Source organism: bacterium (assembly GCA_030583725.1).
GTDB lineage: Bacteria > Patescibacteriota > Microgenomatia > UBA8517 > UBA8517 > JAUYMM01.
Map to the genome: position 1 here is coordinate 567,995 of CP129472.1, position 25,927 is coordinate 593,921.

38 protein-coding genes, 6 tRNA genes, 1 other RNA gene and 2 pseudogenes are annotated in these 25,927 nt (G+C 34.0%); 22 read left to right on the top strand and 25 right to left on the bottom strand.

All coding sequences use genetic code 11. From position 1 onward, the window contains the following. The 3 genes from QY322_03190 to QY322_03200 are packed head-to-tail and all read right to left on the bottom strand — an operon-like array spanning window position 1 to window position 1,283. Entirely contained in the window at window positions 1–327 is a 327-nt protein-coding gene (locus QY322_03190) for a hypothetical protein (protein WKZ25372.1), read from the bottom strand. A 1-nt stretch (window position 328) separates the two neighbouring features. After that, the gene (locus QY322_03195; GenBank protein ID WKZ25373.1) at window positions 329–643 is read right to left on the bottom strand and encodes a hypothetical protein; all 315 of its coding nucleotides are present in this window, start codon (window positions 641–643) and stop codon (window positions 329–331) included. A gap of 19 nt (window positions 644–662) precedes the next feature. Then, the gene (locus QY322_03200) at window positions 663–1,283 is read right to left on the bottom strand and encodes a hypothetical protein (protein WKZ25374.1); all 621 of its coding nucleotides are present in this window, start codon (window positions 1,281–1,283) and stop codon (window positions 663–665) included. Between the two features lie 62 nt (window positions 1,284–1,345). Here QY322_03200 and QY322_03205 point away from each other — a divergent pair, with 62 nt between their 5' ends. Genes QY322_03205 through QY322_03220 form a run of 4 tightly spaced genes read left to right on the top strand, consistent with a single transcriptional unit; the run spans window position 1,346 to window position 5,370 of the window. After that, entirely contained in the window at window positions 1,346–3,094 is a 1,749-nt protein-coding gene (locus QY322_03205; GenBank protein WKZ25375.1) for a SpoIID/LytB domain-containing protein, read from the top strand. Between the two features lie 20 nt (window positions 3,095–3,114). Continuing rightward, complete coding sequence (locus QY322_03210) at window positions 3,115–3,759, top strand: PH domain-containing protein (GenBank protein ID WKZ25376.1); 645 nt, start codon at window positions 3,115–3,117, stop codon at window positions 3,757–3,759. Then, a complete protein-coding gene (locus tag QY322_03215; protein WKZ25377.1) occupies window positions 3,756–3,968 on the top strand; it encodes a hypothetical protein in 213 nt (70 codons plus the stop codon). The genes QY322_03210 and QY322_03215 overlap by 4 nt, the downstream gene beginning before the upstream one ends. Before the next feature lie 4 nt (window positions 3,969–3,972). Next, window positions 3,973–5,370 (top strand): hypothetical protein, encoded by a 1,398-nt coding sequence (locus QY322_03220; protein WKZ25378.1) that lies wholly within the window; start codon window positions 3,973–3,975, stop codon window positions 5,368–5,370. A 4-nt stretch (window positions 5,371–5,374) separates the two neighbouring features. On the opposite strand, the gene ssrA is transcribed toward QY322_03220, so the two are convergent. Together ssrA and smpB are read right to left on the bottom strand one after the other, a co-directional pair. Beyond that, window positions 5,375–5,751: a transfer-messenger RNA gene (gene ssrA / locus QY322_03225) on the bottom strand. A gap of 9 nt (window positions 5,752–5,760) precedes the next feature. Further along, window positions 5,761–6,195 carry an SsrA-binding protein SmpB gene (gene smpB, locus QY322_03230; GenBank protein ID WKZ25379.1) on the bottom strand — a complete coding sequence of 145 codons (435 nt, stop codon included), beginning with the start codon at window positions 6,193–6,195 and terminating at the stop codon, window positions 5,761–5,763. Between the two features lie 57 nt (window positions 6,196–6,252). On the opposite strand from smpB, the gene QY322_03235 reads away from it, so the two are divergent. Further along, window positions 6,253–6,819 carry a ComF family protein gene (locus QY322_03235; GenBank protein ID WKZ25380.1) on the top strand — a complete coding sequence of 189 codons (567 nt, stop codon included), beginning with the start codon at window positions 6,253–6,255 and terminating at the stop codon, window positions 6,817–6,819. Here QY322_03235 and QY322_03240 read toward each other — a convergent pair. The 7 genes from QY322_03240 to QY322_03270 all read right to left on the bottom strand — a co-directional run bounded on the left by QY322_03240 (window position 6,802) and on the right by QY322_03270 (window position 10,729). Beyond that, complete coding sequence (locus QY322_03240) at window positions 6,802–7,311, bottom strand: disulfide bond formation protein B (protein WKZ25381.1); 510 nt, start codon at window positions 7,309–7,311, stop codon at window positions 6,802–6,804. The two genes, QY322_03235 and QY322_03240, sit on opposite strands and share 18 nt — an antisense overlap. Next, window positions 7,308–7,688 (bottom strand): hypothetical protein, encoded by a 381-nt coding sequence (locus QY322_03245; GenBank protein WKZ25382.1) that lies wholly within the window; start codon window positions 7,686–7,688, stop codon window positions 7,308–7,310. The genes QY322_03240 and QY322_03245 overlap by 4 nt, the downstream gene beginning before the upstream one ends. Before the next feature lie 52 nt (window positions 7,689–7,740). Next, window positions 7,741–8,808, bottom strand: coding sequence for a DNA adenine methylase (locus QY322_03250; GenBank protein WKZ25383.1), 1,068 nt, complete (start codon window positions 8,806–8,808; stop codon window positions 7,741–7,743). Window positions 8,809–8,812: 4 nt separating this feature from the next. Then, window positions 8,813–9,712, bottom strand: coding sequence for a hypothetical protein (locus QY322_03255; GenBank protein WKZ25384.1), 900 nt, complete (start codon window positions 9,710–9,712; stop codon window positions 8,813–8,815). Between the two features lie 2 nt (window positions 9,713–9,714). After that, complete coding sequence (locus QY322_03260) at window positions 9,715–10,497, bottom strand: DNA methyltransferase (GenBank protein WKZ25385.1); 783 nt, start codon at window positions 10,495–10,497, stop codon at window positions 9,715–9,717. A 34-nt stretch (window positions 10,498–10,531) separates the two neighbouring features. Further along, a tRNA-Ser gene (locus QY322_03265) sits at window positions 10,532–10,619 on the bottom strand. Window positions 10,620–10,642: 23 nt separating this feature from the next. Then, window positions 10,643–10,729 (bottom strand) — tRNA-Ser (locus tag QY322_03270). Between the two features lie 148 nt (window positions 10,730–10,877). On the opposite strand from QY322_03270, the gene QY322_03275 reads away from it, so the two are divergent. The 10 genes from QY322_03275 to rpoD all read left to right on the top strand — a co-directional run bounded on the left by QY322_03275 (window position 10,878) and on the right by rpoD (window position 15,882). Further along, a complete protein-coding gene (locus tag QY322_03275) occupies window positions 10,878–11,390 on the top strand; it encodes a hypothetical protein (GenBank protein ID WKZ25386.1) in 513 nt (170 codons plus the stop codon). A gap of 96 nt (window positions 11,391–11,486) precedes the next feature. Next, window positions 11,487–11,558, top strand: a tRNA-Arg gene (locus tag QY322_03280). Window positions 11,559–11,571: 13 nt separating this feature from the next. Next, a tRNA-Ser gene (locus QY322_03285) sits at window positions 11,572–11,656 on the top strand. Window positions 11,657–11,694: 38 nt separating this feature from the next. After that, window positions 11,695–12,132, top strand: a complete 438-nt coding sequence (locus QY322_03290; protein WKZ25387.1) for a hypothetical protein — start codon at window positions 11,695–11,697, stop codon at window positions 12,130–12,132. A 10-nt stretch (window positions 12,133–12,142) separates the two neighbouring features. Next, window positions 12,143–12,358, top strand: coding sequence for a hypothetical protein (locus QY322_03295; protein ID WKZ25388.1), 216 nt, complete (start codon window positions 12,143–12,145; stop codon window positions 12,356–12,358). Window positions 12,359–12,374: 16 nt separating this feature from the next. Next, a tRNA-Ser gene (locus tag QY322_03300) sits at window positions 12,375–12,458 on the top strand. A gap of 38 nt (window positions 12,459–12,496) precedes the next feature. Next, complete coding sequence (locus QY322_03305) at window positions 12,497–12,766, top strand: type II toxin-antitoxin system Phd/YefM family antitoxin (protein ID WKZ25389.1); 270 nt, start codon at window positions 12,497–12,499, stop codon at window positions 12,764–12,766. Further along, on the top strand, window positions 12,766–13,017 hold the full coding sequence (locus QY322_03310) for a type II toxin-antitoxin system RelE/ParE family toxin (protein ID WKZ25390.1): 252 nt from the start codon (window positions 12,766–12,768) through the stop codon (window positions 13,015–13,017). Before QY322_03305 ends, QY322_03310 begins: the two co-directional genes overlap by 1 nt. Before the next feature lie 36 nt (window positions 13,018–13,053). Continuing rightward, window positions 13,054–14,727, top strand: a complete 1,674-nt coding sequence (dnaG, locus tag QY322_03315; GenBank protein ID WKZ25391.1) for a DNA primase — start codon at window positions 13,054–13,056, stop codon at window positions 14,725–14,727. Between the two features lie 75 nt (window positions 14,728–14,802). Further along, window positions 14,803–15,882, top strand: coding sequence for an RNA polymerase sigma factor RpoD (rpoD, locus tag QY322_03320; GenBank protein ID WKZ25392.1), 1,080 nt, complete (start codon window positions 14,803–14,805; stop codon window positions 15,880–15,882). On the opposite strand, the gene QY322_03325 is transcribed toward rpoD, so the two are convergent. From QY322_03325 to QY322_03335, 3 genes and pseudogenes are all read right to left on the bottom strand, one after another. Then, window positions 15,879–16,493: a hypothetical protein gene (locus QY322_03325; protein ID WKZ25393.1), complete on the bottom strand. Its 615-nt coding sequence runs from the start codon at window positions 16,491–16,493 to the stop codon at window positions 15,879–15,881. The genes rpoD and QY322_03325 overlap by 4 nt on opposite strands. Further along, window positions 16,486–16,890, bottom strand: coding sequence for a hypothetical protein (locus QY322_03330; protein ID WKZ25394.1), 405 nt, complete (start codon window positions 16,888–16,890; stop codon window positions 16,486–16,488). Before QY322_03330 ends, QY322_03325 begins: the two co-directional genes overlap by 8 nt. Before the next feature lie 768 nt (window positions 16,891–17,658). Continuing rightward, a pseudogene (locus QY322_03335) lies at window positions 17,659–18,123 on the bottom strand (TspO/MBR family protein). Window positions 18,124–18,150: 27 nt separating this feature from the next. On the opposite strand from QY322_03335, the gene QY322_03340 reads away from it, so the two are divergent. Both QY322_03340 and QY322_03345 read left to right on the top strand, forming a co-directional pair. After that, window positions 18,151–18,714: an SAM-dependent methyltransferase gene (locus QY322_03340; protein ID WKZ25395.1), complete on the top strand. Its 564-nt coding sequence runs from the start codon at window positions 18,151–18,153 to the stop codon at window positions 18,712–18,714. A gap of 15 nt (window positions 18,715–18,729) precedes the next feature. Further along, window positions 18,730–19,065 carry a phage holin family protein gene (locus tag QY322_03345; protein ID WKZ25396.1) on the top strand — a complete coding sequence of 112 codons (336 nt, stop codon included), beginning with the start codon at window positions 18,730–18,732 and terminating at the stop codon, window positions 19,063–19,065. 25 nt (window positions 19,066–19,090) lie between these two features. Here the strand turns inward: QY322_03345 and QY322_03350 are convergent, their stop codons facing one another. After that, window positions 19,091–20,440: an MBL fold metallo-hydrolase gene (locus tag QY322_03350; protein ID WKZ25397.1), complete on the bottom strand. Its 1,350-nt coding sequence runs from the start codon at window positions 20,438–20,440 to the stop codon at window positions 19,091–19,093. A 28-nt stretch (window positions 20,441–20,468) separates the two neighbouring features. After that, window positions 20,469–21,278: a Bro-N domain-containing protein gene (locus QY322_03355; GenBank protein ID WKZ25398.1), complete on the bottom strand. Its 810-nt coding sequence runs from the start codon at window positions 21,276–21,278 to the stop codon at window positions 20,469–20,471. 35 nt (window positions 21,279–21,313) lie between these two features. Between QY322_03355 and QY322_03360 the strand changes: the two genes are divergently transcribed. After that, on the top strand, window positions 21,314–21,886 hold the full coding sequence (locus QY322_03360) for an SET domain-containing protein (protein WKZ25399.1): 573 nt from the start codon (window positions 21,314–21,316) through the stop codon (window positions 21,884–21,886). Window positions 21,887–21,988: 102 nt separating this feature from the next. On the opposite strand, the gene QY322_03365 is transcribed toward QY322_03360, so the two are convergent. Genes QY322_03365 through QY322_03395 form a run of 7 tightly spaced genes read right to left on the bottom strand, consistent with a single transcriptional unit; the run spans window position 21,989 to window position 23,893 of the window. Further along, window positions 21,989–22,450: a hypothetical protein gene (locus QY322_03365; protein WKZ25400.1), complete on the bottom strand. Its 462-nt coding sequence runs from the start codon at window positions 22,448–22,450 to the stop codon at window positions 21,989–21,991. A gap of 44 nt (window positions 22,451–22,494) precedes the next feature. After that, entirely contained in the window at window positions 22,495–22,638 is a 144-nt protein-coding gene (locus tag QY322_03370; GenBank protein WKZ25401.1) for a DUF3096 domain-containing protein, read from the bottom strand. 15 nt (window positions 22,639–22,653) lie between these two features. Next, window positions 22,654–22,830 carry a hypothetical protein gene (locus tag QY322_03375; protein WKZ25402.1) on the bottom strand — a complete coding sequence of 59 codons (177 nt, stop codon included), beginning with the start codon at window positions 22,828–22,830 and terminating at the stop codon, window positions 22,654–22,656. 2 nt (window positions 22,831–22,832) lie between these two features. Continuing rightward, complete coding sequence (locus QY322_03380) at window positions 22,833–23,033, bottom strand: hypothetical protein (protein WKZ25403.1); 201 nt, start codon at window positions 23,031–23,033, stop codon at window positions 22,833–22,835. A 36-nt stretch (window positions 23,034–23,069) separates the two neighbouring features. Then, entirely contained in the window at window positions 23,070–23,318 is a 249-nt protein-coding gene (locus tag QY322_03385; GenBank protein ID WKZ25404.1) for a GlsB/YeaQ/YmgE family stress response membrane protein, read from the bottom strand. Between the two features lie 3 nt (window positions 23,319–23,321). After that, on the bottom strand, window positions 23,322–23,702 hold the full coding sequence (locus QY322_03390; GenBank protein WKZ25405.1) for a YggT family protein: 381 nt from the start codon (window positions 23,700–23,702) through the stop codon (window positions 23,322–23,324). A gap of 20 nt (window positions 23,703–23,722) precedes the next feature. Then, complete coding sequence (locus tag QY322_03395) at window positions 23,723–23,893, bottom strand: hypothetical protein (GenBank protein WKZ25406.1); 171 nt, start codon at window positions 23,891–23,893, stop codon at window positions 23,723–23,725. Window positions 23,894–23,966: 73 nt separating this feature from the next. Here QY322_03395 and QY322_03400 point away from each other — a divergent pair. Beyond that, window positions 23,967–24,191: pseudogene (locus tag QY322_03400) on the top strand (hypothetical protein). A 331-nt stretch (window positions 24,192–24,522) separates the two neighbouring features. Next, entirely contained in the window at window positions 24,523–24,837 is a 315-nt protein-coding gene (locus QY322_03405) for an AI-2E family transporter (protein WKZ25407.1), read from the top strand. An 8-nt stretch (window positions 24,838–24,845) separates the two neighbouring features. On the opposite strand, the gene QY322_03410 is transcribed toward QY322_03405, so the two are convergent. Beyond that, window positions 24,846–24,917 (bottom strand) — tRNA-Asn (locus QY322_03410). A 132-nt stretch (window positions 24,918–25,049) separates the two neighbouring features. On the opposite strand from QY322_03410, the gene QY322_03415 reads away from it, so the two are divergent. Continuing rightward, the gene (locus tag QY322_03415) at window positions 25,050–25,598 is read left to right on the top strand and encodes a Fic family protein (protein WKZ25408.1); all 549 of its coding nucleotides are present in this window, start codon (window positions 25,050–25,052) and stop codon (window positions 25,596–25,598) included. Further along, a complete protein-coding gene (locus tag QY322_03420; GenBank protein ID WKZ25409.1) occupies window positions 25,595–25,894 on the top strand; it encodes a YdeI/OmpD-associated family protein in 300 nt (99 codons plus the stop codon). Before QY322_03415 ends, QY322_03420 begins: the two co-directional genes overlap by 4 nt. Window positions 25,895–25,927 lie beyond the last annotated feature (33 nt).

Genomic DNA, 25,927 nt, shown 5'->3' on the forward strand with positions numbered 1-25,927 from the left:
CTAATTTATACCTCCAATTAAATCCAGTCCAGTTATTGATTCAATTAATTTAACTATCCAATAAGCACTAAATACAACCACAAAACCAATTAAGGCAGAAGTTGCAGCAAGTTTACCCTTCTGTACTGTTTGAGGATCATTTTTACCAGCTCCAGCTATCATTGCAATTCCACCACCGACCAACAAAAAAAGTAAAATTATTCCTGCAACTGAAATTGCACCAGCAAAAAAATTACTAACAAAAACACCAACACCTTCAGTATTTTTTAAATTTTGTCCAGAACCTCCTAAAAATGTATCTCCTATTTCAACTGCTAGTTTATTCATATTATCCAAATAAAGTTAAATCTATCCCAAGAAATTGCATTACTAGTTTTACAATCCAAAAAGATGTAAACAAAATGAGTATCCCAATTGCAGATGTGGTTAACTTTGCTTGGGCTACCTGCATTACTTTTGGATCTCCCTGTGATGTCATCATTTTAAAACCACTAGTGACAATATTAAAAAGTAAAATTATGCCAGCTACACCAAAGATGTATGGGAGTGCCAATTCAATAAATCCGGCGGGCTCCAGTAACACGTTCCAAGCGGGTAAACCGGCGTTGTTTTGAATCGATGTAAAGGTTGATGTTTCAAACATTTTTATAATTTTATTTCATTCATAAACTATCTAATCCTAGTATATCAATTCCTATGAACTTTAATATAAATACACTAAAAATTAACATAATTAATCCTGAAATTGCAGAAGTTAAAAGTTCTTGACCTGCTTTTAATCTATCTGGTACTCCTTGGCTAGTCATAATCATAAAACTGGCATAGACAATTAACAAAAATGCAATTCCACCACCAATACCAACAGCCCAACCCAATATCCAACCCATAAATGAATTTGTGTCACCAACAGGAATACAACCTATGGCTGTGTTTATTGATTCTGCATCACATCCAGCCATCGGGTCAGAAACATTACCACCACCCATAGGGGTTAACTCTCCGTCTCTACACCTTACACATTCAATAGCTTGTTGTGAGCCTCTACACACGTAAGAACAGTCATCGGTTGGAACTATCCCACCAGGAACCATTGTTTGCTGTACCGTATCAGATGGGCACCCTTGACTTACTGGGTAACAAAGTTTTCCTGATGAAGAATTGCATCCAATTGTTCCCCTAGGACATTGTCCACCTGTCCCTGGTTGGACCTGTGCAAATGTAGGTTTAATTGATGTGCTAGTTAAACTCAAAAGAATGAACAAACTCAATATTATTTTTTTCATAATTATCAACTTTGAGTTTAACATACCGACAAAGTGTTTTCAGCTGGTATAATAAAATAATCATGAATTTCAAATTTTTAAAGTACAGTTTATTGTTAATATTTATTCTTTTTTCATTGTTTGTTATCTACAACTTACCATCTACAACAAAAGCTGTAAGTGAATCAGACTGTCTAAACAAAAGTGTTTCTGAATTGTCTCAGTCTGAGATGGACGAATGTATAAATGTGATACTACCTAGAATTGCAGCTGCCTACGCACCCGCACAAGAGCAAAATAAAGCCAACCTTGCAGGCTTAAAAAAACAAATTGACAGTCTAAACGTTAGGATTAACTCAATTTCTAAGGAGTTGGTTGTCAAAGAAAGTAACATTCAAGAAAGAGAAAAAGATTCATCCTATGCCCAAAAAATTTTAAACCAAAAAGCAGTCAATCAGTACATTACATCAAGATTATATGACCCAATAACCGCCTTAATATCATCAGTTAATGTAATCGATGTTTTTAAAACAATAAAGATAACAGAAATGGTTGCTGAAGAAGACAGAAAAACTATAGAAAAATATTCAGAAGAAATTAATAATTTAAAAAATGATAAGGAGTCATTAGAAAAAAATAAAATATCACTAGCAAGTTTACAAAAGAAAGTAAGTGGAGACGCCAAGTTTTTAGAGGCAGAAGTTGGAAAGGTTGATACCTTTTTGTCTGCCCTAAGTGCTAAACAACAAGAAATTATAAATTTACGTTCCGGTAATTTTATAGCTAGTATTGGGGATGGTACCCTTGCCTCTACAGGTGTGTCTTCGAGATCTCATTTTCTTTCTTCTGCCCCCAGCGGTTACTATGCGGTATTTTCTTTTGGCGCATATACACATAGGAATGGAATGAGCCAGTATGGAGCACTGGGTAGGGTGAAAAATGGAAAATCGGCAGAAGACGTTTTACGTTATTACTATCCGGGTGTAAATCTTACACAAGTAAACACTAATGTAACAATTATTGTTAATGGTAAAAATACATATGGTCAGGTTTTCAATAATGAGCCTTATCAATTAGAAGAATATTTAAAACATATATATGAAATGCCCGGTTCCTGGCCAAAAGAGGTTTTGAAAGCTCAAGCGATTGCAGCTAGAAGTTTCGCGTATGGAAAATCTACCATTTGTCCAGGCCAGTCTTGTCAGGAGTTTAAGCGTGAAGAAAATACTGACAATTGGAAAAACGCAGTCAAGGAGACTGAAGGAATAATAATGACGGGGGGGTCCGGTAGTTATCAATATTCTTCAACAACCGGAGGGTGGATGAATACGACTGGGTGGGATACAACAGATGGACAAGGTGGAACTAATTTTCTTGAGAAAACATACGAAACGCTTGGGGGGTCACCTTGGACATATTTAGCGTGGTATGTTGATATATTTGGAGAGTATGGGTCGAAAGGGGGTACTTGTGGAAAAAGCAATCCATGGTTAAGTCCTGAAGAAATGGCCGATATAGTTAATGCTCATCTGGTTTTGACTAAAGGAACAGGAGAAGAACAATCTAGAATTTCGCCAGTAACAACGGGTTGCTGGCCTGGTAACCCATACAGTATTTCAGAACTAAGAAGTGTTGCAAGTAAGTATGGTGGTATCGAAACCGCCACTACTTCACCATCTGTATTGCTAGGTAATGGAACGACTAATAGTGTTACTATAAACAGTATTCAGATGAGCGGGGCAGAATTCAAACGTGCATTTGCTTTAAGAGCGCCCGGATTTATACGTATTCCTCAAAAAGGATTTGCATTTTTCAATATTGAAAAGAAGTAATCTGGTATAATCTAAAATATATGCCTGAAGTATTTTCTGCACACAAACCAAAAACAGTGAATTATCCAAAACAAAATAGCTTATATAAAAATAAACCTAGTCATCACGCAAATCCATTATCTTCATTTGCAGAAATGCCTTCAAGAATTCATTTTGAAACACAAGATAATGAAGAGAAAATAGTTTTACTTTTAAGAAAGCATATTATAACTAACTTGGGCTGGATAGTTACAAGTATTATATTATTTTTAACACCATTTTTTGTTTCAGGCTTACCGTTGTTTGATAATATTCCAGATAACTTTATGTTTATCTTTATTTTAATTTGGTATTTAATCTCGATTGCGTACACCTTGGAAAGCTTTTTAACTTGGTTTTTTAATGTTTATATCGTGACAGATGAAAGAGTAATTGATATTGATTTTTATAATTTAATTTATAAAGAAGTAAGTGACGCCAATATAGACAAGATTCAGGACGTAACTTATAAAATGGGTGGTGCTATCAGAACAGTTTTTAACTATGGTGATGTTTTAATTCAAACAGCTTCAGAAGTTCCAAATTTTGAGTTTGAAGCAGTGCCTAAGCCTGACAAGGTTGCAAAAATTCTACAAGACTTAAGAATTGAGGAACAACAAGAGGCAATAGAGGGGAGAGTTAGATGATTTTTGACATTACTGTCTGGGCAATTTTGAAAATATTTATACTAGTCTTTTTAGGGTTATATATTATTTTTTCTTTAGTGGTTGTTAGGCAGGTCCAATTGATGGTTTCTACCGTTAAAGTTGGTTTTGAAAATCAACTTAAACTCTTGGCTTTTGTCCATCTTCTTTTTGCCATAGCAGTATTATTCTTCGCCTTAATAACCTTGTAGTGAAATGCCATTAAAATTAACATCGAATTTGGGTCGGCCCAACCTAGAGGGAGTAGGATATGTAAGTTTGGATCAGAATTCTTCAAAAATAACAATAGTCTGTGAACCCGGATGCACCGCTTTTTTAGATAGAGGTGGAAATGAAGTAAAACTTGCAGAAGGTAAAGACAAAACAGTTAAAGTTTCAGGAATTGCAAAAATTGGTGATATCTACTCAATTACCAGAGGATTGGAAAAGTTGATTGTAAAGGTTGAACAACAGATTGAAACAGTTGAAGAAGATATTTATATAAACACTCACCAAGTTAACGATTCAACAGACCAGAAAAGAAAAACAGTTATAAGTGTTGGGATTATTGTTTTGATTTTATTAATCGTAAGTGTTGTATTTGGGATAAATCAAAAAAAGATAAATGAATTTAATAAAAAAAGTACAGTTCTTTTAAACCAAGCTTTAAGCGATTATGACTTGGCTGTTTCGGGATCGGTTGATGTTGAAGATGCTAGAAAAAGTTTTGTTAACTCAAAAACAATTGCATTGGAGTTGAAATCAAGTGGTTTTAAAAACAACACACTTGATGAGCTAATAGAAAAAATCAATTCAATTGAGGCAAATATTTTAGGTGAGATTCAAGCTGAAATAAAAGAATTTCTAGACCTAACCCTACAAACATCAGGCTTTATGGGTTACGAAGTTGTTTCTTCTGGTGAGGAAATGTTTATTCTAGACAAGGACACCAAAAACATAATTAGGGTAGAAATTAAAAACAAAAACGCACGTTTAGTTGTCAACTCAAGCGAAGGTGAAGGTATAGAAAAAATTGGTTCATATGAAAATAGACTTTTCTTGGAAAAAAATGATGGCATATATGAACTTAAATCAAGTGGAATGGAGAAACAGGTAGAAAAAGACTGGGAAAATAGTATTTTTTACTTGTATGCAGGTAATATCTACACATTGGGTATTAATGACAATCAAATATATAGATATTCTGGTAGCCAAGGAGGGTTTTCCTCAAAATCAAGTTGGCTGGCACCTGGAATAGAGATGGATTTATCAAAAGTTACAGACGTTGCCATAGACGGATCTATTTGGGCAATATCATCATCAGGAAAAGTTACAAAATTTACACTAGGTAACCCCCAATCAATTAGTTTAAAAGGAATATCTGAGCAATTAATTAATCCAACTGCAATTTATACTAATGAAAACTTAAAATATGTATATATCTTAGAAAAAGATAGGGGAAGAGTAGTAGTTTTGGAAAAAAATGGAAACTTCAAAATGCAATACATAAACGATGAAATTAAAAACACAACTGATTTGGTAGTATCTGAGAAGGAAAACAAAATCATACTTCTGACAGGCCCTAAACTTTTATTCATAGAACCAAACAACTAACACTTAGTGGAGATGGAGGGAATCGAACCCTCATCCGAAAAACTTTATAACAAAACTTCTACAAGCTTATTTAGTTAATGAAATTTCCTTTTAACTTATCCAACTAACAGGAGATTAAAAGTAAGATTTAATTATCTTTTGTAAAATTCCTTTAAATCAAAAGGAAAATTACAGCATCTCGAATTGGTTTACACCCAGTCGGTCCGATCGAGAATCAGACTTCAGGACGCCAGTTAAGCGTATAACATTTGATAGTTATAAGCGAAGCTAGGAGCGATGTTTTTAGGCATTGCTTTTAGTTTTTGATATCTTTTGACAAGTGTTTATCAAACTTGGCTTGCTGTTTTGTAAAAGAGCTATCCGTCGAAACCGGTCATCCCCATTTAATAACTAATCTTTACCTCTTAGTTCGCGTTCAATATCACGCTGAACATCTTTTTTCTTTATAGAATCCTTTTTATCAAACTTTCTTTTTGACTTTCCAAGTACAAGTTCTACTTTGACTCTACGTCGTTTATTATACATCATCGTAGGCACAATTTGCAACTTTGCTTGCTTTGTTTTTGTAACAAGTGCTAGTATTTCATTTTTATGTAACAACAACTTCCTAATCCTTGTAGGTTCATATTTTTGCAGACCATCAACGGGGATATTTGCATTAATCAAAAAAATTTCACCTTCAATAATTCTAACGTGTGACTGTGACAAATTTACCCTACCATCTCTAAACGATTTAGCCTCAGCTCCTTTTAAGACAATACCGGCCTCAACCCTCTCTGGAGTTAGTTCATACTCAAACCTAGCTCTCTTGTTAAATGATTTCATAATCTATATCGTTGATTATATATGATTTATGATTTTCTTTTTCCTAAAAAGTGTTTAATGTGTAATTTTAAAGGAAAATATATATGTGAATCCTGTTTTAATAAGGTTCCAAAGGGTGGCTTAAGAAATGGTAATTATTCTATATTTACATATACAGGCATAGTTAGAAAAGCAATAATTTCTTTAAAGTATAAATTTGCGTTTGACATAGCAGATGAACTAACAGAGATTAGTCTTAAAAACTTAAAAACTTTTGAACAACCCAAAAACATTGTTTTACTCCCGATTCCATTACATTTCAGGAGAGAGAATTGGAGAGGCTTTAACCAGTCAGAAATAATTGGAGAGAAGCTGGCAAAGGCAACTGGTTGGAAGTATGTTTCTGACTTACTTGTTAGGAACAAAAATACACAGCCCCAAGTGGGATTAAAGGGTCTTGCTCGTCACCAAAATCTTGAAGATGTTTTTATTCTTAATAAAAATTATGAAATATCAAAGATAATTAATAAAAAAATTATTATTTTTGATGATGTTTACACAACAGGTTCTACCATAAAGGAGGCCAAAAAAGTGCTTATAAATGCAGGTTTTAAAAAGGTTTTCAGTTTAACGGTTGCGAGATAACAGTTGGAGTAAAAAGATTAAAAGAAAAGCAGTAAAAGACATTAAAGGTATTGTTATGTAGCCAAAAGTCATTACAAAAACTTTTGCACAGCCCACTGAATAGCCAACCGCAACACAGGAAGATGGTAGCAATCCAAGCTGAGTTAGGTAGTGAAATCCTGCAAGTAAAACACCCATACCAGAGAGGGGAAGAACATATTTTGAAACATCTTTGTACCTATTTTTTAAGGAAACAAAAAGTATCACAACTAGTGGATACATTAGAATTCTTTGATACCAACAATACTTACAAGGTTCAAAACCTGCAATCTCAGAATAATATAGACTCCCAAGCATTGATACTAAAGCAATTATAAAAGTATAAATATCTGCAAACTTAACTATTTTTTTAAAAAAGTTAGATTTCTTTTTTCTGTTTAGATACATCAAAACTAAAAGAATAATAATTTGAACTTGAGCAATAATAGTTAGAACTGATAAAAATTCTGTCATTGTAATGAGCATTCTGTTTTCTCGGCCAGTTTTTCAAGTGGTATCACTCCATTTTCTCGGCTTCCGTCTGCAAAAATCCAAGTTGGATAACTTTCGATTCCCTTTTCAGTGCATTGGGATAACTGACTATTACCATCTGGAGTAGAGCATTCAATATAATTTAAAAAATCTACAGATTTACCAAACATATTTTTTTGATTTCTACAGTGTGAGCACCAAAAAGCACCATAGAACTCGGCACCTTTTTCATTTAAACACTTTGCAAAATCATCATATTTACCAGGAGTGTTACCTGATTTAACTAAAAGAACAGATGCACCAATTATTAAAATTGCTGAAGATATTATTATAATAATGACATTTTTACTAAAAGGCATGAATTATTGTAACATATTTACACTTTTAGAACTTAGATTTTAATAACGTTCGTTAATTACAAACTACAAAGTGTAAATATTCTGTTGTTCTATTTGTTGTAAATTTCCTATTTTGTGATTTATCTGCCTTGAAACGGCCATATTCTTTTGTAAAGTGACCATATTTCCCACGCAAGCTCATTATTTGTTTAATGTCGTCTGTTGTCATTAAACCTTCGTTGTTGTAGCTTAAAAAGATATATTTAGCTTTTGCACTTAAGATTAAATCTCTAAATACATTTTTTACTTGTGTTCTTGAACAATAAAGGGATTTTTGGTCCTGATACTCACGCAAACCAGTTTTACCGTATATTTTTGGGTTGTCATATTTTGCTACAGTTTCAAGAATATGATAATTTGTCGCATATTGCCGATGGTTGTATGGCGGATCCAAATATAAAATGTCACCTTTAACTTTTTTTAATACTTTATTTATATCCTCGTTAAAAACTTCGTGATCTTGGTCGTTTATAATTAGTTCGGCTGGCTTTAAAATCAAATTATTCTGCGCTGTTCTCTTCAGTTTTTTTAGAAAGGCGCCATATACAGAAGCGGTGTTTGCATATTTATCAATTGATTCAATTAAACTTGTAATCAAAAAGTAGTATTCGTCACTAGAAATTAATTTTTTTATTTTCCAGTCTTCAATTTTTTGGCGTATAGCATCGCAACGCATACCATTTTCATCAGAAAAATATTGTCGAGACTCTTTTTGATCCTTCGTTCCAGTGGGGCAGTAATTTTGGTATATAAAGCCTTTTACTCCTTTGAGGGCTGATAAATAGTCACAAACATTTTTTTTTCGTTTGCTAGGAATAATATTCTTGAGAGAAGAGATCTCTTTTGTTAATTTTTTAAAAAGTAATTCTTTATGATTTCCAATGTAATGTCTGTTTAAAATATAACTGTAGTATTGAATGTCATTAGCAACTATCTTGTATCCTTTTTTTTTAAAATGTTTACCAACAGCACCTGTTCCAGCAAACAGGTCACAAAAAGTGTTGCAGTTTTTGTCAACCACCTTGTTAATTGATTCTTCTAAAAATCCCAATAAAGATAGTTTACTGCCGATATAATTCATAGTTTCAATTGTGCAATAAGATTACAAAACAGGGTACTTTATAGTTTTTTTCACCGAGATTCTTGTGCTTGTAGGTAAAATTGATTTCAATTGGATTATTCAAGTCAGTTTTATTTATTATTTCTCTAATTCTATCTATTGAAACATCTTCGTCGAGATAAACAACCAATAGTCTTGGGTCGTCACCAAATCTTCCCTCGTCTTGAAACTTATAAAGATATTCTGCGACGAGTTCAGGTTTTTTAATTGCGGTTTCTCGCCAGTCATCCTTAAAATGTCTTTTAAATTCATTAGTGGGGCTTTTTGCAACCTTTTGATCAAAAGAAACTCCGTTGACAAAGAAATCAACACCTCGCCTATGGTTTAATGTTGGCAGAATACTATTATTTTTTTCAAAAATTAAAGTTTCTATAAAGTCGTTTCTAACTGTGTTTATTTCTTTTATTCGTCTATATTTTACGGCGGCGATTTTTACTTTTTCGTCTTTAAAAAATCCGTTTTCTCTCTCGGAGTTGACTCTTTGCACGAACTCATCAAAAGCACCTTGTGAAAAGGGCCAAGCAATATTACCTAATTTCAAAGATTGCCATTCCTTAATTAGGACACCCATTGCGTTGTCAGCCTCTTTTCCGCCTTTGTACTTATTGGTTTGCTTGAAAATTTCTCTAATTATCTTTTTGCTTTTATCGTAATCCCAGCTATCGACGACAGCTTTCCAAAGCTCCTTTGTTTCCGAAGCTAAGACTTTTTTACCCATATTTTGCCCACGGCTAATAATTCTAAACTTTAAATAAGGTATGGGTTTAATAGCGTTTAATCGCAATAAATACTCGGTTGCTTTTTCGCGGCTACCAATAATTTTTCGTGCTAGGTCGTCTGATAGTTTTGACTTAATGTATTCCATAACTACTTTTTGAAAATTAGAATATATTCGTGTTTAAAAATATAATAATCACTTGAAAGCGCTCTATATCTCCAAATACCTTCCCTGTTTTGTTTTGCGCGGTTGCCTGCCATGTTTTTAATTATAATACTTTTTAGTGTCAATCCTAATTTTTGCGCTTCATTCATGCAATAAAACCCTAAAGGTATCCATTTTCCGGCCGTGTATTTATCGCCAATGACAATCGTCAAGTACCTACCGTTTTCTAAAATTTCAATTGTATTTTTTATAACCTCTGCAAATTTATCTAAAAATTCTCTTAAAGATTTAGTATTTGATAAATCGTCCTTTAAATCGCTAAATTTAATTATATCGGCATATGGTGGGTGTAAAATTGCCAGTTGGACCTTTTCTTTATTATATTTTTTTAAAACCTTACCTATCTCATCAAAAGTTCGAGTTTTAGTGCTATCTCCAACGATCAATTCAGAGAAGTTATTTTTAGATTCAATATTCTTACTTACATAATCAATGAGTTTACCTTGAATGTCAATTCCGATAAAATTCCTATTTAAACTCTCTGCCTCGTAAGCGGTTGTCCCACTTCCCAAAAAGGGGTCAAAAACGACTTCGTCTTTCTTTGTATATCTTAAAATCAACTGGTGGGGAATTTGGGGAACAAAGTTGCCGTGATAAAAGTTACTATGTTTTCCTGTTTTATCTCTTTCAGGAATTATCCAAAGACTATCAGTCCAAATTTCTGATTTGCCCCATTCTTTTATATTAAGATCGTTAAAAAATGGCATATTATATCTTTGGTTAATAATACCACTATTTTTGCGGTGAGGGTGGGATTCGAACCCACGGTAGCCAAATTGACTACAGAAGTTTTCAAGACTTCCGCACTAGACCTCTATGCGACCTCACCTTGCTTGTCATAGTGTGATTTTGCGGTGGGGGCGAGATTCGAACTCGCGCGAGTATTACTACTCAGAGAATTAGCAATTCTCCGCAATGGGCCAACTATGCGACCCCACCTTAATCTGCAATTATAGCATCAACGATACTGAATCTCATAGCATCAACGATGCTGAATCTCATAGCATCAACGATGCTGAATCTCATAGCATCAACGATGCTGAATCTCATAGCAGATACACCACGCTAATCTGATATACTAATTTATATGGAACCTGCCAACCAAAATGAGACTACATTCAAACCTGATTTGGAAAAAGAATTATTTACTTGGGTTGCTCCAGCCAGGCCATTTAAGAGAAGAGATAGGCATTTTTATGTAACTACAATTTCAATTGCAGCTATGGTTTGTTTAATTCTGTTTCTTGCAGAGGGGGCAATGCCTGTAATTTTAATTATTTCACTTATTTTCTTGTATTATGTTATGAGCACTGTTCCACCTGACAATATTGAATATAGAATTACAAATAAAGGCATAAAAGTTGGGGACAGACGAGTTGATTGGCAATTTTTAGGTAGATTTTGGTTTGGAAAAAGATATGACAGTGAACTTTTAATTCTAGAAACAAGTTTTATACCAAACAGAATGGAACTTGTAATTACCCCTGAATCAAAAGAACAAATAATAAAAACTCTTTCAGAATATTTAGTTCAAGAAGAAGTTTCACCTTCAAGATTAGACAAGGCAATTGACTGGTTTAGTAAAAAACTCCCCAATTAAAGTATAATATACCTACTTAGATTTTTTAGTGCCCGTAGTTCAACGGATAACAACCTTGCTTCGCAAGAACGTTGTCAGTTGACTGCTTGCACTTATGTGCCCGTAGTTCAACGGATAGAATTGAAGATTGCGGATCTTTAGATACAAGTTCGATTCTTGTCGGGCACACATAAGAAAGTAAGGAGGGTTCGCATAGTGGCCAATTGCACGAGTTTCGAAAACTCGAGGGAGTAATCCCTTCGCAGGTTCAAATCCTGCACCCTCCGCTAAAGTTTTTCGTGATATAATACCTGATAAATAAACTATGAAAAATGGAAACAATGAAGTCTTAGTGGGTGGGGCAGTAGTATTTAAAGAAGGTAAAAGTAAACTTCAATATTTACTTTCGAAAAACAGTGATGGTGATTGGGAGTTATTAAAATCAACAGTCAGAAGGGGAGAATCTTCAGTTAGGTCGGTTATTAGATATACATCTGAACAAGGAAATATGAACACAAGGGTTTTGGATGAAATAGGTAGGGCAACAAGTACTGCAACTGTTAACAATAAAACTATTAGTTATAAATACATATATTATTTAATGATTTTTAAAGCAGGGGCAGAAATATCAGGTATGGGAGAGATTAATTGGCTTGATTATTCAAATGCATCAAAAAAGATAAAACTAAAAAGAGAAAAAGACATTTTAAAATCAGCTTCAGTAATGGTTAAAGAGTGGCAAAAAAAGAAAAAGAAAAAATAACTAAATTCTCATGAGTGATGCATCTATTGAACTAATTGAGAAACATGAAAGATTAGAACCCCACGAGAGTGACAACAAAACAAGAGAGGTTGCAGCAGCTCGTCTGTGGGTGACGGGCGATGACTTAAATATGAGAATTGCAGAAAAAATTTGGAAAGAAACAGGAACTTTACAACCCTCAATTCAATCACTGAAAGATCACATGCTTCAGTTAAAAAACAAGTGATATAATACCCCTTATTGGAAGGGTGTCCGAGTGGTTTAAGGAGCACGATTGGAAATCGTGTGGTGTTAAAGCCTCGCAGGTTCGAATCCTGTCCCTTCCGCAATTGACAAACTGTACAGAATTATGTAATATAAACTTATGACAAAAACATTACCTATTACACAGGCCAGAGAAGAACTAACTTCCCTAGTAGACAAGGCTAAAAGGAAACTTGACGAATTTGTAATTACGGTCAACGGTTCACCTGCCGCAGTTTTGATGTCTGCTTCAGAGTTTGATTCATGGAAAGAAACTCTTGAGATTATGTCTGATCCACAACTAATGAAGACAATAGAGGAGGGGGAAAGGGAAATTAACGAAGATAAGGGAAAAGATTGGGATATGGTTAAAAAACAACTTGGTCTTTAATGTTTAAAATAATAATCGCTCCAAAAGCTATCAAACAGCTCAAATTACTAAAGTTTGTACACAAAGAGGCAGTTGGTTTTGCGATTGATGACCTGAAAAATGATCCCGAATTGGGAAAAAAACTAAAAGATAAATTTTTGGGCAAATATTCTTACAGGGTTGGTGTTTATCGAATAATTTATAAAATTGACAAAAATAATAAGACTGTATATTTAATGTCTGCCGGTCATCGCTCAATAGTTTATAGCTAATCTTGAAATTTGAGCCATGATGTATAATCCAAATTAATGGCTGATAATCAAATTGAAGAAGTAAAGAATAAAACAGATATTGTTTCTTTGATTTCAGAATATATTGAAGTTAAAAAGGCGGGCAGAAATTATAAAGCCAATTGTCCATTCCATGGTGAAAAAACTCCATCTTTTATGATTACTCCAGAACTTCAAATATATAAATGTTTTGGTTGTGGCAGATCAGGGGATGTTTATACTTTTATCGAAGAACACGAAGGAATGAGTTTTGGTGAAGCCCTAAAATATTTAGCTGAGAAAGCAGGAGTAAAATTAACAAAATTTAAGGATGATGATTTTTCTGAAAAGGAAAAAATAATATCAATCAATGAAAAAGCTTTAAACTTCTATGAATATGTTTTAAATGTTCACCCAAGTGGAAAAAAGATTATTGAATATCTAACAAAAGACCGAGGGCTAAAACCCGAGACGATTAAATTGTTTAAGATCGGATATTCTCCCGATAACTATGATTCTTTATATAAATACTTAACGATTAAACAAAAGTTTAATGTATCTGACCTTGTTAAAGCTGGTTTAATTGCGGGGAGAACAATGGACAGATTTAAGGGAAGGGTTGTTTTTCCACTTTTTGATCATAGAGATAAAGTTGTTGGTTTTTCTGGTAGGATTTTGCCTTGGGTAAAACAGGATATGGCCAAATATATAAATTCTCCAGACACTCCTGCATATCACAAGTCAAAAATGTTATATGGCTTAAATATCACCAAACAATTTATTAGAGAAAAACAAATTGCAATTGTTGTAGAGGGTGAACTTGATATGATTTCATCTTTTCAAGTGGGTATCAAAAATGTCATAGCCATTAAGGGGTCTGCCTTAACTGAAGACCATCTTCGATTAATTGGTAGATTTTGTCAAAAAATTATTCTTTGTTTAGATTCTGATTTTGCGGGCGACGAAGCTGCTAAGCGTGGTGCGATAGTGGCTGTTGATATGGGTTTTGATGTCAAGGTCTGTGAACTTAAAAGTTATAAAGATCCTGACGATGCCGCAAGAGAGAATCCAGATGAATATAAAAAATCACTTACCCGTGCAATTGGCATTTGGGATTTTTTAATTAATCAAATATTTGAGAAATACGATTCATCAACTGGTAGTGGGAAAGCTGAAATTAGCAAAGTGATAAAACCACTACTCTCTCAAATTACCGACAAAATTGTTCAAAGCTATTATGTCGAGCTGGTTTCAAGGAAATTATCTGTCCCCACTGAGATTGTAATGGCTGAAGTTTCAAAAATAAAAACAACAGACAATGCCTCAGTTACTGAGTTTGTTAAAGTGGACTTACAAAAAACTAGGAGGCAGTTGTTGGAAGAAAAGTTATTGGTTAATGCAATAGAAAGAGATATGGAAATACTTCAGAAGAAAGAAATACTTGATTTAATAGAAACAGTATTTGTAAAGAAGGTGGTTAACTATATAAACAATAATGGGATGCCTTTACCGAAAGAGTTGACCCATGGGTATGCAGAAATGGTTTTAGAAAATTCTGAAGCCGACGAACTTGATTTAATTATCAAAGAACTAAAAAAGCTTGACTTAAAGGAGAAACGAGAGGTTTTGGGAGAAAAGATTAAAAAAGATAGTGAAAATGAAAAGTTGTTGAAAGAATTTGATGAATTGAGTAAAAAACTTTCCACCCTTTAAGAAATCCAAGATTATGGGTATAATATGCGATACGAGATACTTCTTAACATAAGATAATACGATTTTTAAAAAAATATGATTAGAAAACAAGTTGCAGAAATAATTAAAAAAGCCAGAGATCAGGGCTTTTTGACACAAGAGGAGATACTTGAAATTTTTCAAGATGCAGAGGATAGAATTAATGAGCTTGATGATTTATATGACCAACTTCTTTCAGAGGATATAGATGTTTTTGAGTCTGTCGCTTCAGAGGATGGTGAATTTTTGGATACTTCAAAAGAAAAACTAGACAAGGAAATTGAGATGCTAACCCGCCTAGAGGGAATCGAGTCAACTGACCCAGTAAGGCAGTATTTAAGAGAAATTGGAAGAGTTACACTATTAAATGCAGAAGATGAAATTGAATACGCTAAGCGGTATGAAAAAAATGATAAGAGGGCAAAAGATAAGCTAACAGAAAGTAATCTTCGCTTGGTTGTTTCAATTGCCAAAAAGTACATAGGTCGTGGGTTGTCACTTTTAGATTTGATTCAAGAAGGTAATCAGGGCCTGATAAGAGCTGTTGAAAAATATGACTGGAGAAAGGGCTTTAAGTTTTCAACATATGCCACTTGGTGGATAAGGCAGGCAATAACAAGAGCCATAGCAGATCAAGCAAGGACAATCAGGATTCCAGTTCACATGGTTGAAACGATAAACAAGCTTTATAGGGTTAGTAGAAAATTAATGCAAGAACTTGGTCGTGAGCCAACACCTGAGGAAATTGGCGCAGAAGTTGAAATTGAGCCAGATAGGGTGAGAGAGATATTTAAAATTGCACAGGAAACAACATCTCTTGAAGCTCCAGTTGGTGAAGATCAAGAAAGTATTTTGGGAGACTTTATACCCGATGAAAACCAACTGTCGCCAGTTGATCAAGCAAGTAAGCAACTTCTTAAAGATCACTTAGATGAGGTTTTGGGAACATTAACAGAGAGGGAGGCCAAAGTCCTAAAGTTAAGGTTTGGTTTGGAAGGTACCAAACAAATGACTTTGGAGGAGGTCGGTCGAGTTTTTGGTGTAACAAGAGAAAGAATTCGTCAAATCGAGGCTAAAGCATTGAGAAAATTGAAACACCCAAGTAGGCGTAAAAAACTTCAAGATTACTTAGATTAGTATCTTTGACCTTTTGGTTTTTCTATAAAAGGTCTAATATCTGCAACCTCTTTAGGCATTTGTTTGTAGGTAAATAAAATTTTGTCTATGTAGTTGCCCAAGTCTCTATATAAATATATATCGTTTAGCTCAATATCATCGGCTGATAAAGTATGTCTAACCTCCTCGTCAACTGTTTTTACTGTGGTTCTGGCATGCAAGATAACCGTTCCAATTTTTAGCTGTTTCCATAACATATTTGGGGAAAAAGTTTTTACCTTCACAGCCTCATCCCAAGAAAGAGTTCTTATGTTTGTTGCAAAAAAAGTAGTTGGATCAAACCTAACAATCCTTCTGTCTGTTATGTAACTTATATTTTTTTCTTGATAGTTCTTCACCATTTTCGAACCTAGAAAGATTACAACTAGTGGAATAACAATACTAATCAGGTATAAACCTGTTGACATACCACTAAACTCTTTAGTAAGTGAGTAAAAAATTATAAACAATATTAGGGCAATAATATAGACTTTTACCATGTTTACTGCACTGGCAATTGGATGAGGGCGGGTAACATATAAAATTTTCTCTCCACCTTGTTGCCCGTAGAAAGTGTCTTCAGTGTTAATCATAATTTAGATCGGATTGTATCACAGGTATATTTAAGATATTTGGAGGAAAACTCAAATCTTTTACTTCATTTCCCAGAATTAAAATTTGTTCTTGGTTTTCCGTTAACTCAACTTGAGGTTTTGGTGATTCGACAATAATATTTGGTTTGTTTAGAACTGTGCCAGTATTAGTGTCTACTCTTCTAAGGGGAGAAAGTAGTAGCCCTAAAATAATAATTAAAAACATAAAACCAACCATCGAACCTAGGGTAATATAAACCAGCATTTTTACTTTAGGGTTTGGTAAAAACGTTGTTATTTTTTGGTCAATTGCTATTAACTTTGGTTTAATTTTTTCCAACAGACTGCTAAAAGTTTGTTTTACGGCAATGCGGATAGTTTCGCTTATTTTTTCCATTTACCTTTTACTAATTATTACATTCTCGAGCTCTCCTAGATAATTGTTAAGTTTATTCAGGTTTGTTTTTACCAGACTTAGTTTTTCCATGGCCCTTTTGTAACCAGAGTCTCTTTGATAATCATCAGCCGATAGTATTTTTTCAATCTCGATTTTTGTGTTGTTCTCAATTGCGTTGATATTTGTTATTTCTCCATCTATATCTCTAAACCATCTGTCAAAAAGGCTTGAATCTGCTCTACCCAATGAGACTAGGCTATTAGCCTCTGACTTTAATTTGTTATACATTTCTACGTGTTTATTTTTGATATTTGTAACATCTCCCAGACTAATATTTGCCAGACCATTATAGATAATAGGTAGTGTTTTACCTAAATATCTTGTATCTTCATCCTTTGACTTAGAGAAAAGATCTTCTAGGTTATCTGCTGGATTATAACTGTCTTTTCTGGTTTCATACCAAACTACTTCAGGATCGAGATTTGAATAAATCTCCTGCTTTTTTGAAGTTTCCAAACCTTGAGATTCAAGTGTTTTTAACCTCAACATGGTCAAGTAACTTTTAATAAAATTATTTCTTGAACCTATGAAATTATATGTAGATAGTCTTAACTCCTCTTTTAATGAAAGAGTTGAATTTTTTGCATACGATGCCCTTTTGAGATTAAAGTCATTTAAGTCTTTTCTATAAACGTCCCCAACATAAACATAGTCCTGTCTAGCTTTTTCAAATGTAAACTCTTGGGCATAGACGTCAAGATCATTTTTGTTTAATTGCCAAATAGAATAATTCAAGAGACTTGCAAAAAGTATCCATACTAAGTATGGGACAAGAAGATATGAAGCAAGCTTGTTGACTTTGTAAAAGTTCTTAATAATCATAACTAGTGTTATATCCATAGCAATAATTATCAAAAAGGCTAAAGATAGATTTTTTAGTCCAAAAAACACAGGTGACCAGATAGCGTTTAAAAAGAGGTGGAAAAAGAAAAGCTTAAGTGAACCTTTTTTACTAGTCCAAATTAAATAAAGAGATATTCCAATTAAGGTGTAGAGTATCGTCCAAACAGGTCCAAAAATCCAGTTTGGGGGTGAGAATACCGGTTTTGTAAGTGTTGCATACCAAGTGGGGATTGCATCAAATGTAAAAAAAGTACCAATTAAACCTGCAGATTGAGCTAAAATAATTGAGATAATAAGCTTTGGCCAAGATTTAATTTTCATTATTATCATTGTATCAAAAAGATTATAATAACGTTAATGAACAAATATGCTTCAAGGGCTGGTGAAAAGTTAGAATTTGCACTTGAATATTTTGAACTGGATGTAACGGGGTTAACTGTTGCCGATTTTGGTTCTTCAACTGGTGGTTTTGTGGACTGTCTGCTTCAAAAAGGTGTTAAGAAGGTTTTTGCTGTAGATACAGCGTATGGTGAACTTGCTTGGAAGCTTAGAAACGATCCAAAAGTTGTTGTAATGGAAAGAACAAATGCAATGCATGTTAGGTTGTCAGAGAAAGTTGACTTAATCACAGTTGACACATCTTGGACACGACAAGTTCTTGTTTTGGACAATGCATTTAAAAATATTAAAGACGGTGGGTTGATAGTTTCTTTAATAAAACCCCACTACGAAGCACCAAAACAGTATCTTGAAAAAGGAAGACTAAAGACAGAAAAAATGAATGAGGTTTTAGATAAAGTTAGAGGTGACATTGTTTCAATTGGGGGTGAGGTTGCTAACTTTGTAGAGTCACCAATCGTGGGGGAGAAGGGCAAAAACAGAGAATTTTTATTTTTAATAAAAAGACAAACTAGACATTAATGGTATAATAAAATTATGGAAATATTAGCAAGTCTTTTGTTAAATTCATTGGCTGTCTATGTAACCGCCAAATTATTGTCAGGTGTAACAATTGACAGTTTTTTAACAGCAATTATAGTCTCTATCGTTTTAAGTTTAGTGAACACCTTCATAAAACCACTTTTAGTTTTATTTACTCTCCCCGTAAACATCTTGACACTAGGTCTTTTTATGTTCGTCATTAACGCTTTAGTTATATTATTAGTTGACAGTTTAGTTCCAGGGTTCAGTGTTTCAGGTTTTTGGTGGGCACTACTGTTTAGTTTAATTCTTTCGCTTGTTGGTTCAGTTTTTACTTCTTTTGCAAAGTAACTAATTTATCTTTTTAAGAATGCTTTTAAATCTCGAGCTCATCACCTAGTTTTGGAAGAGTAATATCTGTTATTCCAAGCTCTTTTGTAACAATTTCATTAAAGCCAATTCTTGAGTGCTCATCACCGTGGGTCAAAAATAGTTTTTTGACACCTTTTATTGATTTTAACCACTCCAATAGTTGTCTTTGGTCAGCATGAGAGCTTAAACCTTGGGTATCGTTGACTTGAGCTTGAACACTAACTCTAGTTTCTTTAATAAATACGTCCCTTTTGCCTTCTAGTAATTCTCTACCTAGTGTTCCATCACCCTGATACCCAACTATCATCAGCCTTGTTGAAGAGATAGGTAGATAGTGCGCAGCGTGTCCAACAATTCTTCCCCCCGTCATCATTCCAGCTCCTGCAATAATCACTTTTGGTTCTGGTCGTTGATGAATTGATTGACTCTCTCTCCAGTCTTTTGTTACCTCAAGTCCGGGAAAATCAAAAAGTTCTCCACGCTTATATTCTGCCTCAATGTGGTCATTAAAATACTTAGGATAATCTACATAGATTTTTGTAGCCTTTTCTGCCATTGGGCTGTCTAGTATGATTGGTGTTTCTGGTAATATTTTACCCTCCTTTTTAAGGTGCATAACCATATGAAGAAGTTCTTGGGCTCGGTCAAGAGAAAATGAGGGGACAAGTAGTGTTCCGCCACCAACTTCTACGGCATTAATTTCTGACTGTAAGGCTTCTATTGGGTTTTCCTTGTTATGTAATCTGTCACCATACGTTGTTTCCATAACCACTGCATCTGCTGATTTAATAAATTCAGTATGCTCTCCCAAATAAGCAGGAAAGTTGCCAATGTCAGCACTAAACACGATTTTTCTGGTGTCGCTATTTGGTCTTTTGTCACTAATTTCAAGTGATGTTGATCCAAGTATGTGGCCAGCATCGTAAAAGGTAACTGTAAAGTCGCCTATATGGATTTCCTGATGGTATTCAACAGTTACAAATTGTTTTACAAGGTTTACTACATCTGCGGTAGTGTATAAAACTTGAGACCTATCTTCTTTGGCAATTTTTGCGCTGTCAAAGAGTGAAAGTTCGGTTAAATCGGCGGTTGGCGGTGTCATATAGATATTGCCTTTAAAACCTAACTTCATCAAAATAGGTAACCTACCACAGTGATCTAGGTGCGCATGGGTTAAAATCGCTCCAGAGAGCTTAGTAACATCATAGTCAAATGGTTCATAATTTAATTTTTCTATTTCAGACGGTCCTTGAAACATACCTAAATCTATTAAGATTGATTGACCAGAACCAGAAGTTAAAACATATGAAGAACCTGTAACAGTTCCAGAAGCTCCTAAAAATTTAATTTTCATGAGTTGATATATAAAAAGTATACAGCAATTATTTAAGTAAGTAATTTTTTGTAGATATAACCTTTTTCTTTGATTGATTTTCGATATCAAGTCTTGTTCTTCCTGCAACCTTACCACCATCTTTAGCGTCTTTTAATAGTTCAGGAACGCCTTTTGAATCTCGATCTTTATGAAGTTTTGTCGTGGTGGCTTCGCCCAGCATAGTTAGAATGAGTTCAATATCTTCCATATGGTCTCTTAGATTCTGTCTTTTTAAGCCCTTCAGTTTCTTATATTCTTCAACAGTTAAATCAAAAGCGCCTTTCATAATGTCGTTTGTTAAAATTGCGTAATCTTGTTTCTCGCGTGCTCCTCGTATTTTCCATTCATCAGTCAGTTCATTTCTAACTGCAATTCCTCTAACTCTTTTTTCAATCCAGTTTTTGGAATATCCTTTAAGTTCATAGATCATTTTCATACGCTTCATTGAAAGTTCTGGGTCTTCAATTTCTTGAATTCTTTCATAACCTACTTTTGCAAGCCATTTTTTAAATGGTTCTGCCTTTGGAGAGGGGATTGATTGGATTATTCTAAAAATTCCTTCTGTGTTAGCACAATCCGATTCACGCATTTTTCCATCAGGTGCGAGTAACTTCAACCCGTGACAAAATGTCACGACTTGATTTGATTCTGAAATTAACCTTTGTTTTAATTTTCTCCAGTAAGCACCTGAATCTGAGCTATCAGTTAGGGCTAGGCAAACATCAACAACAGAAAACCACCATTCATTATTAAAAATAGTTTTCCTAATATTTTTATGTTTGAAAATTGCTATTTTAGTTTCGTCAAATTGGTCCATATTTAAAATTAGACCATATCTTAACCGAAGTCAATATGGTTTTTACTTTATGGTACAGTGTCTATATGTTTTTGATTGACAAAAGTTTTTACCAAATTAAAAAGACTAAACAGAAAGGCCTTGGTGTTTTTGCCAAAAAAGAAATCAAAACAAAGACAATAATTGGGGAGTATACAGGTGAAAGGGTAGAAATTGAGAAATATGATTTAGAAAAAGACAAAGATGGTTTATATCTCATGTTTCTCGATGATAAATATGCAATTTATCCTGATTTAAGTAAAGATGACGTTCATTTGGTCAACCATTCTTGTGACCCAAATTGCTGGATATTGAACTCTGGGGGGAAAGTTTACTTTTTTACACTTCGTGACATTGAAAAAGGTGAGGAACTAACAATTTTATATCTTTTGCCACCTAAAGATAAAACTTGTAATCCTTGTACCCATGACTGTTATTGTGGAAGTGAAAAATGTACTGGATCAATGCATCTAGGTGAAGAAGCCTATCTACTTTCTAATGCTTTCAGAGTGTGCTCTACAATGTCTGCCAGCTTTTCACCAACTAAAGGCATTGCTTCAAAAGTTTTTAAAGACAACCCTAAAAGATAGGCAATTAGTGAAATACCAGCAGTAACACCCAATCCCCACGCAACACCCCCTATAAAATTAAATAGAAATGTTCTTTTATAGGTTGATGTAATAGTTTTCATATCACTTATATTCTATCAGAAGATAATCACCGTCAAGTATATTTTTGTCTAAGATGTTCGGATCTTCAGTACCATTAATTATAAACACAAGCTTGTTTACATCATTTGTGCAAAATGTTTGTTTAGTGCCAGTAACAAGGCAATTTTTATCCAAGCTCATTGGTAAGGTTTTGAAGAAATCAGACCAAGTAATACTGTTATTTTTAACTTCGATAATATTTGGATTTTGAGAAGTTATAAATACCTCACTTGATAAATTATGGTATTTTTTGTCAGTAAAAATTCTTGTTGTTCCATTTGTGATTACTTTAAATTTTGCTGTGATGTCAACACCCTTCACTTTATTATCAGGAGATGATAATGGAGTAGAGTAAACTTTGAGGGGAGTCTCTTGATATTTATAAAAATAAAAAGATGTTCCACCTAAAACTATCAAAACTGCGATAATAAGTAATGGTTTCATATTTTAGTATAACTCTACCAAGAAGAATTAACCAATAAAGATTATTAATTTAGTATACCCATTCCCATTAACCCTATGATAATAAGATATGCTGCTATCCAGTAGTTAAGAAATTTTGGAAAAACTAAAATTAGTATTCCAAAAACCAAAGAAGTTAACGGATTTAGGTTTGTAAATGAAATTCCCATATATTAATCACCACCTTAATTTTGCGCGTTATTTTTAATCTCTTGAATTTTATATTCAGTCTCAAGTCTTACCGCTTCGATTTCTTGATCAGCCGCCAGTTGCCTTGCATCTTTAGCATCAGAGTCAGTTTTGTCTTTCGCAACCTGAGCTAGTCTATCTATCTCATCTTTTGTTTGTTGTAATGTTGCCATTTTTATTCTTCTTGATTAACATTTACATCGATTGTGCTAGGAACATTAATCTGTGGGCTTCCTACATCCATTTTTCTTAGGGCTGGAAGACCATATACATAAAACAAGAATCCAAATATTATCAACACAACAAGACCGATGACTACTCCCATTCCACCACCCGTATCACCTTTTGGTTGTGGTGTGTTTATTATTGTTGTCATTAATTCATCACCTCGTTTCTTCTCTGCGAATCCGGATCAACTCTTTAGTTTGCGACCTATAAAAATAACTACAATTGCTCCGATTACCGCAACGATTAAACTATATAGATTAAATCCATCTACACCTGATTGTCCAACCAGACCCATCAAGAAGCCTCCAACTATCGCTCCAACTATCCCCATAGCTATATCCATAAGCGTGCCTTGGTTGTGATCATTTTTCATCACTAGTGATGCGATCCAACCTGCTATTGCTCCAAAAATTATCCAAAGTATTATGCCCATATTTTATTCACCTCCAATTTGTGCCTCTCCCGATGAAATTCTAATTAGCTTAACGATTCCAAAAGCCACCACTGCATAAACTATCAAGGCGACAATTACCGCTGGTTCAAAAACAGATGCCGTTTCTACTCCTTGATTTGTCACTCTTCTAAATATTCCTTCGAAGGGCATTATAAAGAAGCGAGATAGGGTATAGACAATACTGACAAACCAACTATTCAAACTTGCGCCTGCAATTTTTAAAATCAACCTAAAAACTAAAAGTATCTCTAGGGCTCCAAAGAAATAGTAAACGAAATATTCATATGTTTGTGAGTTTGTTGCACCAGATCTTAACGGGGTAGTAACTATCTTATCTTGATTATTTGTGGTATTTGATGCCACTACCTCTTTTATTATAGTGGTCAATTTATTACCGCCTTTTTAATTATTGTTTCGTTGGGTAAATATTTGACTAGTGCCCTCTCAATTAAAGAGGTGAGTGTAATATCTTCAATAATGGCTTGAGCCTTTGCGTGTTTAAGAAGACTGGGCTTAAGAAAAAGAGTTGTTCTTTGCTTGTCTGTAGTTGACATACTTCATATACTACAACTAGTTGTATTAGTTGTCAAGTATCTATTACAATGATTGTGTGTTATTATATTGACAATGGCTTATTTTAATAGAGATTCAAACAATAGATCGGGTAGAGACAACAGGGGTGGTGGACGTGGTTTTGGTGGGGGAAGAGACAGGGGCGGACGAGATGATAGGTCAAGCTTTAGAAATGATAGTCCAAGAGAAATGTTTAAAACAGTGTGCAGTAACTGTGGAAAAGATTGTGAAGTCCCATTTAAGCCAACATCAGGAAAACCAGTTTATTGTTCAGATTGTTTTGAAACAATGGGTGGCAGAAGTGCAGACGGGGGAAGAAATGAGAGGCCAGAGAGGCGTGATAGACCATCTTTTGATAGACATCAAACACCAGCCCGATCTGATAACAGTAAGCAAATTGATGAGTTAAACAGCAAACTGGACAAAATTATTGCATTACTAACTCCAAAAAAGGAAGCAGTTGTAGTTAAAGAGGTAGTTGTTACACCAGTTGTTGAAGATGTGAAAGCCAAAAAAGAAACTAAAACTCCAAAGATAAAAAAAGAGAAAGTAGTCAAAGAGGTTGCTGAAAAATAATTCAAACAGTAGTTTATACGACAAGATAAAAAGTGTGTTATTTATATTCTTCAAGACTCAACTGATATTAATATTTGTATCAGTACTTTTTGTTTATCTGATAATGTTAGTTGTTCCTGAACTTCACCCTATATATGAATTTTTAATAATAATATCTAGCTATTTAATAATTAGTCAAATAATGGACAATTTAATCTCACCATATATAGTAGGCCAAAAAATAAAAATATCACCTATTCTATTAGTTATTTCACTTATTCTTGGGATTACCTTTTTTGGGTTAGTTGGTGCAATTTTTGCTATACCTTTAGTGTTAGTTTTAAAAACTACTTGGGAGCATTATAAATAAAACCTTTGCTCCTCGGGCACGATTCGAACGTGCAACCTTGATCTTAACAGGATCCTGCTCTGCCGTTGAGCTACCGAGGATTATATTTAAAAGTAACCAACCTGGCGATTGTTAAAGAACAAGGCCAATTATATCAACTAGCCATGTAATATGCTAGACATAAGCCTCGATTAATCCATAACTTGGCCTGAGATGTTATATAATATACATATATGAAAAATATTGACGATATTAGTAAAAAGAGGGCAATAAAACTGTTTGGAAGTGAAGAAATTGAGAATTTTGAAATAGGTACAGCTTATGGACTTAAACAAATTCACAAATACCTTTTTGATGGTCTGTATGACTTTGCAGGGGAAATACGCACGAAAAATATAAGTAAGGGTGACTTTCGTTTTGCCAATACTCTCTATTTATCAGAAATTTTGGCAAAAATTGAAAAAATGCCCAATACTACTTTTGAACAAATTATAGAAAAATACGCCGAAATGAATATAGCACATCCCTTTATGGAAGGTAATGGTCGAAGTATGCGAATATGGCTAGACTTAGTCTTGAAAAAACATTTGAATAAATGTATTGATTGGCAAAAAGTTGGCAAAAACGAGTATCTAAGCGCCATGATTCGAAGTCACGTAAACAACTTGGAACTACAAGAGATCCTTCGCACAGCACTCACTGAAAAAGTTAACGATCGTGAAGTTTTTATGAAAGGCATAGAGCAGTCTTATTATTACGAAGAGCCTGATCTAATTAGATGAAAAACAATATTTCCGATGGGGTAGTGCATAAAGTCCCTGCAGATTTAAAAGAGGCTTTAGTTTCAGACTCAAATGCCTTTTTGTTGTGGGAAAGTTTAACGCCCCTTGCACGAAATGAATGGATCTGTTGGGTTACTTCTGTTAAGAAAGAAGAAACAAGAAAAGATCATGTTAGAAGGGTAGTAAATGAACTCAAAGAAGGCAAAAGAAGACCTTGTTGTTGGATAGGCTGTATTCATAGAACTGACAAAAAATTAAGCCCTTCAATACAAGGAATACTTAACAAACGAAAGTAGTAGCAAACTCCTTAAATTTGCCAGTGCCTAAAA

Coding starts and splice junctions, on each gene's coding strand:
- QY322_03370 (WKZ25401.1), bottom strand. CDS start 22,638: ATGGGAATTTCATTTACAAACCTAAATCCGTTAACTTCTTTGGTTTTT.
- QY322_03245 (WKZ25382.1), bottom strand. CDS start 7,688: ATGCCTTTTAGTAAAAATGTCATTATTATAATAATATCTTCAGCAATT.
- QY322_03325 (WKZ25393.1), bottom strand. CDS start 16,493: ATGATTAACACTGAAGACACTTTCTACGGGCAACAAGGTGGAGAGAAA.
- QY322_03290 (WKZ25387.1), top strand. CDS start 11,695: ATGAAAAATGGAAACAATGAAGTCTTAGTGGGTGGGGCAGTAGTATTT.
- QY322_03205 (WKZ25375.1), top strand. CDS start 1,346: ATGAATTTCAAATTTTTAAAGTACAGTTTATTGTTAATATTTATTCTT.
- QY322_03310 (WKZ25390.1), top strand. CDS start 12,766: ATGTTTAAAATAATAATCGCTCCAAAAGCTATCAAACAGCTCAAATTA.
- QY322_03295 (WKZ25388.1), top strand. CDS start 12,143: ATGAGTGATGCATCTATTGAACTAATTGAGAAACATGAAAGATTAGAA.
- QY322_03200 (WKZ25374.1), bottom strand. CDS start 1,283: ATGAAAAAAATAATATTGAGTTTGTTCATTCTTTTGAGTTTAACTAGC.
- QY322_03395 (WKZ25406.1), bottom strand. CDS start 23,893: ATGTCAACTACAGACAAGCAAAGAACAACTCTTTTTCTTAAGCCCAGT.
- rpoD (WKZ25392.1), top strand. CDS start 14,803: ATGATTAGAAAACAAGTTGCAGAAATAATTAAAAAAGCCAGAGATCAG.
- QY322_03345 (WKZ25396.1), top strand. CDS start 18,730: ATGGAAATATTAGCAAGTCTTTTGTTAAATTCATTGGCTGTCTATGTA.
- dnaG (WKZ25391.1), top strand. CDS start 13,054: ATGGCTGATAATCAAATTGAAGAAGTAAAGAATAAAACAGATATTGTT.
- QY322_03190 (WKZ25372.1), bottom strand. CDS start 327: ATGAATAAACTAGCAGTTGAAATAGGAGATACATTTTTAGGAGGTTCT.
- QY322_03255 (WKZ25384.1), bottom strand. CDS start 9,712: ATGGAATACATTAAGTCAAAACTATCAGACGACCTAGCACGAAAAATT.
- QY322_03360 (WKZ25399.1), top strand. CDS start 21,314: ATGGTTTTTACTTTATGGTACAGTGTCTATATGTTTTTGATTGACAAA.
- QY322_03355 (WKZ25398.1), bottom strand. CDS start 21,278: ATGGACCAATTTGACGAAACTAAAATAGCAATTTTCAAACATAAAAAT.
- QY322_03330 (WKZ25394.1), bottom strand. CDS start 16,890: ATGGAAAAAATAAGCGAAACTATCCGCATTGCCGTAAAACAAACTTTT.
- QY322_03305 (WKZ25389.1), top strand. CDS start 12,497: ATGACAAAAACATTACCTATTACACAGGCCAGAGAAGAACTAACTTCC.
- QY322_03195 (WKZ25373.1), bottom strand. CDS start 643: ATGTTTGAAACATCAACCTTTACATCGATTCAAAACAACGCCGGTTTA.
- QY322_03375 (WKZ25402.1), bottom strand. CDS start 22,830: ATGGCAACATTACAACAAACAAAAGATGAGATAGATAGACTAGCTCAG.
- QY322_03415 (WKZ25408.1), top strand. CDS start 25,050: ATGAAAAATATTGACGATATTAGTAAAAAGAGGGCAATAAAACTGTTT.
- QY322_03350 (WKZ25397.1), bottom strand. CDS start 20,440: ATGAAAATTAAATTTTTAGGAGCTTCTGGAACTGTTACAGGTTCTTCA.
- QY322_03260 (WKZ25385.1), bottom strand. CDS start 10,497: ATGCCATTTTTTAACGATCTTAATATAAAAGAATGGGGCAAATCAGAA.
- QY322_03365 (WKZ25400.1), bottom strand. CDS start 22,450: ATGAAACCATTACTTATTATCGCAGTTTTGATAGTTTTAGGTGGAACA.
- smpB (WKZ25379.1), bottom strand. CDS start 6,195: ATGAAATCATTTAACAAGAGAGCTAGGTTTGAGTATGAACTAACTCCA.
- QY322_03380 (WKZ25403.1), bottom strand. CDS start 23,033: ATGACAACAATAATAAACACACCACAACCAAAAGGTGATACGGGTGGT.
- QY322_03220 (WKZ25378.1), top strand. CDS start 3,973: ATGCCATTAAAATTAACATCGAATTTGGGTCGGCCCAACCTAGAGGGA.
- QY322_03420 (WKZ25409.1), top strand. CDS start 25,595: ATGAAAAACAATATTTCCGATGGGGTAGTGCATAAAGTCCCTGCAGAT.
- QY322_03275 (WKZ25386.1), top strand. CDS start 10,878: ATGGAACCTGCCAACCAAAATGAGACTACATTCAAACCTGATTTGGAA.
- QY322_03340 (WKZ25395.1), top strand. CDS start 18,151: ATGAACAAATATGCTTCAAGGGCTGGTGAAAAGTTAGAATTTGCACTT.
- QY322_03250 (WKZ25383.1), bottom strand. CDS start 8,808: ATGAATTATATCGGCAGTAAACTATCTTTATTGGGATTTTTAGAAGAA.
- QY322_03240 (WKZ25381.1), bottom strand. CDS start 7,311: ATGACAGAATTTTTATCAGTTCTAACTATTATTGCTCAAGTTCAAATT.
- QY322_03235 (WKZ25380.1), top strand. CDS start 6,253: ATGTGTAATTTTAAAGGAAAATATATATGTGAATCCTGTTTTAATAAG.
- QY322_03215 (WKZ25377.1), top strand. CDS start 3,756: ATGATTTTTGACATTACTGTCTGGGCAATTTTGAAAATATTTATACTA.
- QY322_03210 (WKZ25376.1), top strand. CDS start 3,115: ATGCCTGAAGTATTTTCTGCACACAAACCAAAAACAGTGAATTATCCA.
- QY322_03385 (WKZ25404.1), bottom strand. CDS start 23,318: ATGGGCATAATACTTTGGATAATTTTTGGAGCAATAGCAGGTTGGATC.